This is a genomic window from Spirosoma spitsbergense DSM 19989 (assembly GCF_000374085.1).
Classification (GTDB): domain Bacteria; phylum Bacteroidota; class Bacteroidia; order Cytophagales; family Spirosomataceae; genus Spirosoma; species Spirosoma spitsbergense.
In genome coordinates this window covers 1-10,652 of record NZ_KB893440.1, presented here as the reverse complement: position 1 = coordinate 10,652, position 10,652 = coordinate 1, and the positions used below count along the sequence as shown (strand labels likewise).

At 50.8% G+C, this 10,652-nt stretch carries 12 protein-coding genes; 7 read left to right on the top strand and 5 right to left on the bottom strand.

The window, feature by feature from the left end; genetic code table 11:
* Positions 1-197: 197 nt before the first annotated feature.
* On the top strand, positions 198-452 hold the full coding sequence (locus tag B157_RS40415) for a LytTR family transcriptional regulator DNA-binding domain-containing protein (protein ID WP_425423189.1): 255 nt from the start codon (positions 198-200) through the stop codon (positions 450-452).
* A 7-nt stretch (positions 453-459) separates the two neighbouring features.
* Here the strand turns inward: B157_RS40415 and B157_RS0107470 are convergent, their stop codons facing one another.
* The 4 genes from B157_RS0107470 to B157_RS0107455 all read right to left on the bottom strand — a co-directional run bounded on the left by B157_RS0107470 (position 460) and on the right by B157_RS0107455 (position 3,313).
* Positions 460-1,188: a carboxypeptidase-like regulatory domain-containing protein gene (locus tag B157_RS0107470; RefSeq protein ID WP_020602736.1), complete on the bottom strand. Its 729-nt coding sequence runs from the start codon at positions 1,186-1,188 to the stop codon at positions 460-462.
* Positions 1,189-1,332: 144 nt separating this feature from the next.
* On the bottom strand, positions 1,333-2,166 hold the full coding sequence (locus B157_RS0107465; protein ID WP_020602735.1) for a phosphatidate cytidylyltransferase: 834 nt from the start codon (positions 2,164-2,166) through the stop codon (positions 1,333-1,335).
* On the bottom strand, positions 2,147-2,365 hold the full coding sequence (locus B157_RS0107460; protein ID WP_018620621.1) for a putative signal transducing protein: 219 nt from the start codon (positions 2,363-2,365) through the stop codon (positions 2,147-2,149). Before B157_RS0107460 ends, B157_RS0107465 begins: the two co-directional genes overlap by 20 nt.
* A gap of 66 nt (positions 2,366-2,431) precedes the next feature.
* Entirely contained in the window at positions 2,432-3,313 is an 882-nt protein-coding gene (locus B157_RS0107455; protein WP_020602734.1) for a CPBP family intramembrane glutamic endopeptidase, read from the bottom strand.
* Between the two features lie 193 nt (positions 3,314-3,506).
* On the opposite strand from B157_RS0107455, the gene dusB reads away from it, so the two are divergent.
* The 6 genes from dusB (at position 3,507) to frr (ending at position 8,437) form a co-directional block, all read left to right on the top strand.
* Entirely contained in the window at positions 3,507-4,499 is a 993-nt protein-coding gene (dusB, locus tag B157_RS0107450) for a tRNA dihydrouridine synthase DusB (protein ID WP_026308555.1), read from the top strand.
* Between the two features lie 14 nt (positions 4,500-4,513).
* A complete protein-coding gene (locus tag B157_RS0107445; RefSeq protein WP_020602732.1) occupies positions 4,514-5,419 on the top strand; it encodes a DMT family transporter in 906 nt (301 codons plus the stop codon).
* A gap of 65 nt (positions 5,420-5,484) precedes the next feature.
* Positions 5,485-5,982 carry an acyl-CoA carboxylase biotin carboxyl carrier protein subunit gene (locus B157_RS0107440; RefSeq protein ID WP_020602731.1) on the top strand — a complete coding sequence of 166 codons (498 nt, stop codon included), beginning with the start codon at positions 5,485-5,487 and terminating at the stop codon, positions 5,980-5,982.
* 18 nt (positions 5,983-6,000) lie between these two features.
* Complete coding sequence (locus B157_RS0107435; RefSeq protein WP_020602730.1) at positions 6,001-6,972, top strand: sugar phosphate isomerase/epimerase family protein; 972 nt, start codon at positions 6,001-6,003, stop codon at positions 6,970-6,972.
* Between the two features lie 64 nt (positions 6,973-7,036).
* A complete protein-coding gene (gene pyrH, locus B157_RS0107430) occupies positions 7,037-7,762 on the top strand; it encodes a UMP kinase (protein WP_020602729.1) in 726 nt (241 codons plus the stop codon).
* 114 nt (positions 7,763-7,876) lie between these two features.
* Positions 7,877-8,437, top strand: coding sequence for a ribosome recycling factor (frr, locus tag B157_RS0107425; protein ID WP_020602728.1), 561 nt, complete (start codon positions 7,877-7,879; stop codon positions 8,435-8,437).
* A gap of 148 nt (positions 8,438-8,585) precedes the next feature.
* Here frr and B157_RS34680 read toward each other — a convergent pair whose 3' ends face one another.
* The gene (locus B157_RS34680; protein WP_425423188.1) at positions 8,586-10,346 is read right to left on the bottom strand and encodes a metallophosphoesterase family protein; all 1,761 of its coding nucleotides are present in this window, start codon (positions 10,344-10,346) and stop codon (positions 8,586-8,588) included.
* Positions 10,347-10,652 lie beyond the last annotated feature (306 nt).

The window sequence follows — 10,652 nt, the reverse complement described above, 5'->3', positions numbered from 1 at the left end:
GGCTTGCCATCAAGGTAAAATCGTTGAAGATAGTCATCATGGGCCTCTTCAAAGAAGGGCAAGAGTGCATCAAACTGCTCGATGGTATAGCCTGTCATAGCCAAAAAACGAGTGGGGTTGGTTCGCCATTGGGTCGATTTCATCAGGCAAAGGTCGCGTGTGTAGATAAACAATCAAATTGACTTAATCTCTATTATATACGCGTCGAAAGAAACTATTGCTTTTTATTCGCCCACAACAAAAAGTACGCCTTAAAAACATCACTGGCCAAACTCATCCATCAACTGGATGAGCGTTTCGTGCAGATTCACAAAGGGTTTTGTATAAATAGGGATCATATAACCCGTACCGACCTGTCGGGCAGTCAGTTATTTATCCATGAAGAGGCTCTCCCGATTGGGTATAATTATCGAAAAAAATTACTCGATTTTCTGGCGGGGAAGCCGGACTGAGTAGGGGCTAATTCCCGTCCTCCAGAATGTCTTTTCGGGATACGTTTTCGCGGGGGGCTTTGTTGTACTCGCTCCGCCACTCTTTGTTCTTCAAATCACCCCGCTTCACCGAGCGGATGAAGTTGGCCCAGGCAAAGGGGTTGGTAAACGCAAATGTAGGGGTAGCACTGCGCCCAATAATGGATTCCCGCCCAAAGAACTGCTGATTGACAAAATTCTGGTGATTGGCCAGCGCACTCATCGGCATGGTTGCCGCCTGCCGCATGAGGGCTTCCGGGCTGGTATTGCGGGCTAAGTTTTCCCGCTCTTTCTCGTCGGGGAGTTTCAGATTGACGAAAGCTTCCTTAAATAACTCTTCCGTAGCATAAGGATATACCTTTACTTCAGCCAGTGTTTTTACATCTTCCTGCAACGCTACTACCGCGGAGTACGTAAGTTCTGATAACCGGCGGGGAATAATGTGGTACTGCGTGCGGAAACCGACGTAACTGAAAATAACGCTATCACCCGGAAAAACCGGCAGGGCAAAATAGCCGTTTGGAGCGGCTAAAACCCCTTTCCCTGCTTTAGGAATGTAGATATAGGCACCCGGCAGGGCTTCGTTGGTTTTGCCGCCCGTAATAAAGCCTGTGAACGTTACCTGACGGTCCTGCCCCTGTGCCCGTGCGGCTGAGAACAGCCCCGCCAGGGCAGATAAGACCAGTATAAAGACCAATAACGTTGACAACTTCTTCATAGAACCTGTGTGCTAAACTACAAAGTAAACGAGTAAAAGGCAGTATATGGTTTCGGCTACCCAAATTTTAAGAAAGATTAGGGATTAGTTCGGTAGGTGTCAATTTATTTTTTGAAGGGACGTGGTCACCATAGCACAGACACACTAGGCAAATAATTTCAGGAAGGTAATAATGAACGGGGTGGCCAGCAGGAGCCCATCAAAGCGGTCCAGAAAACCACCGTGTCCCGGAATGCTGGTGCCCGAATCTTTGATGGCGATACTCCGCTTGAATAAGGACTCGACCAGGTCGCCGTAGGTACCCGTTACTACAATAATACCCCCTACGCAATACCATTGCCAGGGCTTTAGTTCAGGTGCCCAGAATGTTAAGCCCAGGGCTATAACTGCGGCTGCGGCTGCCCCGCCCAGACTGCCTTCCCACGATTTTTTAGGCGATACGCGCTCAAACAGTTTTCGTCGGCCAAACTTGGTGCCGGCAAAATAAGCCCCGATGTCGCTGGCCCAGAGGAGCAACAAACAGCCCGTAATAATCATGGGATGAAAGGTGCCACCCTGTAGGGCCATAATAATCAGCAGGGCAAAAGGCATGGCTACATAGATGATCCCCAGAAACGTAAACCCAATGTTGGTAAACGGTTTCATATCCTTCTTTTTGTACAGCTTGATCAGGAAAATCATGGACGATGCCGGACAAATCAGAAAATAACTACCCATGCTGATCTGGTCTGTCTCAACAAAATAAGCCAGCACACAAATCATCGTGCCGACTAATGTACCGTAGGCCGTGAGCGGTTCGAACCCGTCCAGGCCGAGCAGCCGGTAAAATTCCCGTTGGGTAAGGGCACTGACCACGCAAAACAGCAACGCCAGCGTCCAGTCGGCATACCAAATCATAAACAGGATAAACGGGACACCCACAATAGCCGCAACAACCCGCTGTTGTAGATTGGTCAGTCTAGCTAAACGTTGCTTCATTTTCCAGGATGACTTTGGCTAAAATAGCATCTTTGACTAACACATGCACCTCGTTTTTACCCCAGCCGATAGTAGGATAACTACTGCTTTGGCTCGTAGTCACGACGGCGGGTATATCATGTTCAAGCAAGAGGGCTTTGGCCAGTTCGGCCCGGTGAGGCAGGGGGGTGGAATAAATAGATTCCCAGTTTTCAGTCACGTAGTATTATTGGACGTTTGTCATTTGAGGTGTGTAACCGGCTGAATGGTCAGTCAGTCACATACCTCAAACGTCAGGTTGATTTATAGTCTTAAAGTAATAGAGCAATCCTGTTGTAATGATGCCTGCCGTCAGTGCCCCTGCTATGGGTATGGACTGCGTACTTTCAATATCCAGGGTAGTCATCTTTTGTTGATGCAGGTAAACCATAAGCACCGTAAAGCCATTGTTGACGAAGTGAGCCAGCATGGGAACCCATATAGTACCCGACCATACATACAGGTAGCCGAACAGCGCACCGAGCAGCATTCGCGGAAAGAAGCCAAGAAACTGAACGTGAATGGCACTGAAAAGCGCAGCCGCTACCCAAATGCCGATATGGACGCTTCCGGTCCAGAAACTGATGTTGCGTTGTAAAATACCCCGAAAAAGGAGTTCTTCCCCAATGGCCGGAATGATGGCAATCACTACCATCGCCACCAGCAACTGGCCAATCGTGTTGAAGGTGGTCAGAAATCGGGTAATGCCTTCAAGTCCTTTTTCTTTGGCACGAATCCATTGCTCGATAGGCGCCAGGGTTTCGGGTAAGTGCAGATTTTGGTTCCATTCGATAACAAGACCATCAAACGGCATGAACGCAATGACAATGAAAGCGACCAGACTCAAACCGGCAACGGCTGATACGGGCCGGGCACTGAACTGACTCCATGTACGTCGTTCAATAATGTACCAGTATCCCAGCGCGGGCAGGAGAAATGTGCCCAGATGGTTAACCCCCTGAAGCAGCATTAACTCATACCAGCTGCCCGTTTCAGCCGACGGGTTTAGCGCCAGCGCACTCAGGTAAGTCTGGGCTTCGGTTAAACCCATTCCCTTGCTGAGAGCCAGTATGACAAATAATATAAGGGTGCTGATAACCCCTCCAATCAGGATAAAACCGATTAGCATGGCCAATCCACCTATCGTGGGTGGGCGGGATTCAGCACCTTCGGATGTATATATGGGTTGCATATTATCGGTAAATATAGATACATACACCTAATAATGGGCAATTGAGCGGCTTTGCCCTGAATAGTACTGGAACCAAATTAAGGTGTAAAGCGTAATTTGTACATTTGTGTTTCGTAAAAACTGGAAAAGCGTGGTAACAATTGGGGACATACAACTGCCGGATTTTCCGCTGCTCCTGGCTCCGATGGAGGATGTCAGCGACCCGCCGTTTCGGGCCGTTTGCAAAGCGAACGGGGCCGATTTGATGTATACGGAATTCATCTCGTCCGAAGGGCTTATTCGGGATGCGGCCAAAAGCGTTCAGAAACTGGACATCTTCGAATATGAACGACCCATCGGTATTCAACTCTTCGGCTCCGACGTAGAAACCATGGGCGAGTGCGCCCGAATTGCCACCCGCGCCCAACCCGACCTGATTGATATTAACTACGGCTGCCCGGTGAAGAATGTAGCCTGCCGGGGTGCCGGGGCGGCTTTGTTGCAGGATATTCCCAAAATGGTCCGCATGACGGAAGCCGTTGTGAACGCGACGCATCTGCCCGTTACGGTCAAAACCCGGCTGGGCTGGGATGAAAATACCAAAAATGTAGGCGAGGTAGCCGAACGACTGCAGGATATTGGCATTAAAGCCTTGACTATCCATGGACGGACGCGCGTGCAGATGTACAAAGGGGAAGCCGACTGGACCCTTATCGGGCGTATCAAAGACAACCCCCGCGTTCAGATTCCCATTTTCGGTAACGGGGATATCGAGTCGCCCGAAAAGGCACTGGAATACAAAAACCGGTACGGGGTGGATGGGGTTATGATTGGCCGGGCCAGTATTGGACACCCCTGGATTTTTAACGAAATCAAACACTTCGTCCAGACGGGGCAACACCTGCCTCCCCCAACTGTGGCGGACCGGGTAGCGGTTTGCCGTCAGCACCTGGATTTCTCCATTCGCTGGAAAGGGGAAATTGTGGGCCTTTTCGAGATGCGACGTCATTACGCCAACTATTTTAAAGGACTACCCGATTTTAAACCGTACCGGATGCAGTTGGTAACGACCGATTCGTACAGCGGGGTTTCTGCACTGCTGGATGAAATAGCAGAGACCTACGACCTGGCCCTGATTTCCTGACGCTGCATAAAACGATGACCATAAGCGAACCCGTTGTTATTGCTCAAAAGCGGCCCCTGCTGGCCTGGGTATTACTATCCCTGCTGGCGTTGGTGTGGGGTAGCTCGTTTATTCTCATCAAACGAAGTCTGACTGCCTTTCCTCCCGAGCAGGTAGGCGCGGGGCGACTGGTATTTGCGCTGCTGTTTTTTACCCCTTTCCTGGCGCAGCAAAGCCGTCAGGGGTCTATTCGGGTAATGGTTCGGCACCGGTGGGTGGCACTGCTGGCATCCGGTATAATCGGGTTCGTTATTCCTGCCTTTTTGTTTGCCGAAGCAGGAGCGCACCTGAACAGTTCGCTGGCTGGGGCACTTAATTCGTTGAGCCCCCTGTTCACCCTGATTCTGGGGGGCGTATTTTTTGGCCAGTCGCTCAAAGTAAAGCAGGTAACGGGTATTCTGCTGGGGCTGACTGGTTCGTTGCTGCTGGTGTTTTTTAGCACTACGGGTTCCTTTGAAATAAACGGGTATGCCCTTTTGGTGGTTGTGGCAACTGTTTGTTACGGTCTGAACACGAACCTGATCGGTCGTTATCTGAGTCATTTGCCCGCGCTGGTATCAACCGCCTGGCTGTTTGCCTTTGCCGGGCCTATCGCCCTGCTCACGCTGATGCCCACCGATTTTTTGGAACGGGTGATGGCCGTCCAGAACAGCTGGTCGCTGGCAGCGCTGGTTACACTGGGCGTATTGGGTTCGGGGATGATGTCCATCTTTTTCAACCGGGTCATGCAATTATCATCGCCCCTGTTTGCGGCTTCGGTCACGTATCTCATTCCTATTGTAGCCCTGATGTGGGGTGTTTTGGATGGAGAAACCATTTACCCCGTGCAGTTTGTTGGCATGGCCGTATGTTTATTGGGCATCTGGCTGGTAAACCGGTAAACCGGACCTGATGTCGGGATTAAATTGCACTTTTGTCTTCCAGCGTCCCTAATACCCTAACCGCTATGTATCAGACAACCCTCAACCAGCAACCTGCCACGATTGACTTTACCCTCAATGGGCCGCTACTCAACGGAGAATTAGTCAACTGGGACCTTGTCCGGATTACTGACCGTACGTTCCATATTATTCACCAGAACAAGTCGTACCTGGCGGAGGTGCTGGAGATGAACCCGACCGAAAAAACGGTGAGCCTGAAAATTAATGGTCATATTCATCAGGTTCAGTTGAAAGACCGTTTCGACCTGCTGCTCGAAACGATGGGTATGAGCGACGCGGCCAGTAAAAAAATCAATGAACTGAAAGCACCCATGCCGGGTATGATTGTAGGCATTAGCGTACAGCCGGGCGATGCGGTCAAAAAGGGGGATAGCCTGCTTATTCTGGAAGCCATGAAAATGGAAAACGTACTGAAAGCCCCCAGCGATGCCATCATAAAAGCGATACGTCCCAACAAAGGAGACCGGGTTGAGAAAGGGCAGTTATTGGTAGAATTTGACTAGCCTGGTGTTTGTAGGGGTATGGATACAGTACCCTCCCGTCGCCGTTTTCTGGCCCAGGCCGCTTTAGCCGCCGGTGCCCTGCCACTCTGGTCCCCCGCTTTCGCCACGGAACCTGCCACCGGCGCGGCTGTCGATTTGCCCGATATTCATATTTTTTCGAAGCACCTGCAATTCCTGAACTACACCGACATGGCCGACGCTGCGGCCGAAATGGGATTCGATGGGGTTGATCTAAGCGTTCGTCCCGACGGCCATGTACTGCCCGAACGGGTAGCAGACGACTTGCCAAAAGCGGTTGAGGCCCTTAAAAAAGCCGGATTACCACCCAAACTAATGACTACCGCCGTTGGCGATGTGAGAAACCAGACCGACGTTCGGGTGCTGAAAACGGCTGCCCAGCTTGGTTTCCAGTTGTACCGGATGATTTGGTATCCCTACGACGATAACCGGTCCATTCCCGATTCTATTTCCCATTTTCAGGAGGAGATACGGGCGTTGGGCGAACTGAACAAAAGCCTGAAGCTGACGGGATGCTACCAGAATCATGCCGGCCTGTTGGCCGGATCAACGGTCTGGGAAGTCTGGGAGATGCTCAAAACGGCTGATGCGCAGCACATGGGGGCTCAGTTTGATATCCGGCACGCGGTGGTAGAAGGGGGCTTGTCGTGGCCAAACGGCCTGCGGTTACTGATGCCGCAAATCAAGTGCATTACGGTAAAAGACTTTTACTGGACGAACAAAAAAAACGGGGGTGGGGCCGACAAGTGGATCGTGCAGGACGTACCCCTGGGCGATGGCATGGTAGCCTTCAAAACCTATTTTCAACTGCTTAAACAGGCCAGGCTAAAAGTTCCTGTTACCTTACATATCGAGTACCCAATGGGTGGGGCCGAACATGGGGCGACGAAACTGTCAATCCCTAGAAATGAGCTATTTACGGCGATGAAACGGGACCTGGCTAAGGTGAAGGCCCTTTGGAAATCGGCATGAACTTCGATTTCCTGTCGTTTCATTCCTCCCTTTTTCCCTATCTTTACCCGCAAAATTCCCCCTCATGACATCGCAAACAACGTATAAACGGATTCTGCTCAAGCTGAGTGGAGAGGCACTGGCTGGGCCGAATGGGTATAACATTGACCCGATTGTACTCGAAAAATACAGTCAGGAAATCAAAGAAGTAGCTGATCTGGGTGTGCAGGTGGCCATCGTAATTGGCGGAGGAAATATTTTTAGGGGTGTATCCGGGGAGCGTTCCGGCATCGACCGCGTACAGGGCGACTATATGGGGATGCTCGCCACCGTAATCAACGCCATGGCTATTCAAAGCTCACTGGAGGAACACGGTATGTACACGCGGGTAATGTCGGCCATCCGGATGGAGCAGGTCTGCGAACCGTACGTACGCCGGCGGGCCGTGCGCCACCTCGAAAAAGGACGCGTAGTGATTTTTGCGGCCGGTACCGGTAATCCGTACTTCACGACGGACTCGACAGCCGCCCTGCGAGCCATCGAAATAGAAGCCGACGTAGTACTCAAAGGGACTAAAGTTGATGGGGTCTATACGGCCGACCCGATGAAAGATAAAACAGCTACCCGCTATACCACCATCAGTTTCGACGACGTTTACGAAAAGAAATTAAACGTTATGGATATGACAGCCTTTACGCTTTGCCAGGAAAACAACTTACCCATCATCGTTTTCAATATGAATGAAGAGGGGAGCCTACTAAGACTTATTAAGGGCGACGACGACATTGGTACGCTCATCACAACGAAATAATAAAAACAATAGTAGTTTATCGTCTATGCCGTGCCGCCGGAGCGGTTGCCCAAAGAGACCTGTTTACAGATAGGCCCGGCATAAACGATAAACCGTAAACCATAAACCGTACTCATGGAAGAAATCGAGCTATTCCTCGACGATGCAAAAGATACGATGGAGAAGGCACTCAAACACCTGGCCATCGAATTAACCAAAATCCGTGCTGGTAAAGCTAATCCGGGTATGCTGGACGGGATTCAGGTAGAATATTACGGGATGTTGTCGCCCCTGCATACGGTGGCTTCTGTCAACACGCCTGATGCCCGAACCATCGTTATCAAACCGTTTGAGAAAAAGCTCATCAGCGAGGTGGAAAAGTCGATCCGTAACTCGAACCTTGGCCTCAACCCGAATAACGACGGTGAGCAGATCCGGCTCAGTATACCACCCCTTACCGAAGAGCGCAGGCGCGACCTGGTCAAAAAGGTAAAGCAGGAGGTAGAAACCGCGAAAGTAAACGTTCGCAATATTCGGAAAGACACCAACGATGATATTCGTAAACTCACCAAAGACGGCGTGTCGGAAGATGCGGTGAAAGTAGGGGAGGAGCGCGTTCAGAAATTAACCGATGCCTTCATTGCCCGGATTGACGAGACATTTGTTGCCAAAGAGAAAGATATTCTGGTCGTGTAATAGTCACGCCAGCATAAACTCTAACCGGAACAGCCCGTTGCGAATTACCGTAACGGGCTGTTCCGGTTATAGGGTAACACACCTGGTCCCAACGATTGAACGTACCCTTCTTGCCGGCAAAGTCGGGTGCTGAATTGACAGACCTCAGTCACTGGCTCAATAGCAGTTGGGCACCCAGGCCGTAGCTCAGGCTAACGCCCGGATTGAATTGCACCTGGAGAGCACGGGCCTGTATGCTGGCTGGAATGGCTACGTTGTGCCTGATCTGAATCAGGTCTGTACTGACCGGGATGCGATTGCCCGACCAAACTGTGGGGTCGTTCCAGTTGCCGACTTTAACGGTAAACATGGCTCCATTGCCGGTTACCTGTACAACATACGTATCCAGCAGGCAATTTTTGCTGTCTCGAACCACATAGGTCGTGCTGGTAGCGGGCGTAACAACGACCGAAGGGGTTGAAGCTGCAAACGTGGTGCTGGTGGGGCTGCTCCAGGCATAATCGCTGATGAACGAAGCCGAAAGGGTGACTGACTGCCCGTTTGTAATGGTAAACGATTGTGTTTTGTCTACATCTTTCATCATCGTGAACTGATCGGTGATGGTGTAAGAGCCTGGCGAGTTAGCTACGTTGAGCAGAAATTTAGCATCCAGACGATTATCTTCTACTTCCATGAAAAAGGAACCACCAATCAGTTTCTGGGTAGTCCCCGGCACCATAGCAGAGTGGATTCCTAAGTCCGGTTTCTGCGGTTCGAGAGCACCCGATGATCCTGATACAACATAAACTGTACCCTGCTTCTTTTTTTCGGAAGTGTTTTTATACGGGCAGGAACTGGATGAGCCATCATACCGTCCGCTGCCATTGTCTTCCGGAAAGCGGAAAGCCGAAGGGTTCATCGCGAACTCACTCATCGCGCCACGGTGGTCGTGTAACGGATATGACCGCTCGTACACATGGCTGTGGCCGGTAACGACCATGTCGACGCCAAACCGTTCCAGAATGGGATTGATCTTCATCCGGATGTCGATCAGTTCCGATTCTGACTCCGAATCGTGGGTTCCCCGCGTGTAGGGCGGATGGTGGAAATAAACGATCTTCCACTTTTGAGAAGTAGCCGCCAGGTCCTGTTTTAACCAGGCGATCTGTTCATTCGGTATGGTGTAGCCCACGGTGATTGTATCTTCATAAAAGGCTTTAGGCACTATGGGCGAAGTACTGTTTACCTGCACCGGATTCTTTCCATAGCTATCAAGCATTACAAAGTGAACAGGGCCGTAATCGAACGAGTAATATTGTTCGGATTGAGAGGGAATTCCGCCTGTTTCGGCATTGGTAGGAAGACTAAACATAGCGTAGTAATCTATGTCACGCTCGACCCGCCGGTCAGGGGCTGTTGGGTACCGAACGTAGTCCTGATAATCATGATTTCCTGGCACGGGAAACAGCATACAATTCTTCAACAGACTGCTTTTGAATGGGTCGAAAAAATTAGTCTGGTACTGGCTATCGGCCCCGTCGTATGAGTTATCGCCGATAAGCATCCAGAGGTCAGTAGGCGTGTTGCTCCGAAAATTGAGAAAGGCATCCCGCACATAAGCTTGATTTGTGTTGATATTGGTACCAACATCCCCGAAGGAGGCAATGCGAATTTTACGTTTAGTCGTGAGTGATGGCGCAGTCCAGAAATAATTGTTAATGCCCTGTTCCAGAATCCCGGACGTAGTTCCGACAGAGTAGAAGTACTGCTGATCGGTAAGGAGACCCGTTAACCGTACTTCGTGTTCAGTGGTGCTGGTCGGTTCACTAACTACCCCGGTCAGACTGGTTGCCGAAAGACCGAATGTTACCCGACCGATGGCGGGTACATTGGTACGCCATCGGATAGTAGCGGCCGAAGAGGTGCCCATTTGCAGGTAAGGGCCCCGGATTATGCTCACCGTATTCGGTGTCTGGAGCAGTTCCATGTTGAAGCGGATATCGGAGCTGGTCGTGGAAACCTGATGTACTTCGGCCGCAATCAGGTTCTGTCCATCCTGTAACAGAGTACTATAGCTGGACGGATTTATCGTAATCCAGGCTACTTCATCGGCATCCGACGGGAAGGCAGTGGCCAGGGTNGTGTAACTAATGGGGGCAGGACTCGCCGGTAGGTTTTCCCGGATAACTTCCGTGCCGTTGATGTAGATGACAATGCCATCGTCGCGCTGGTAGCG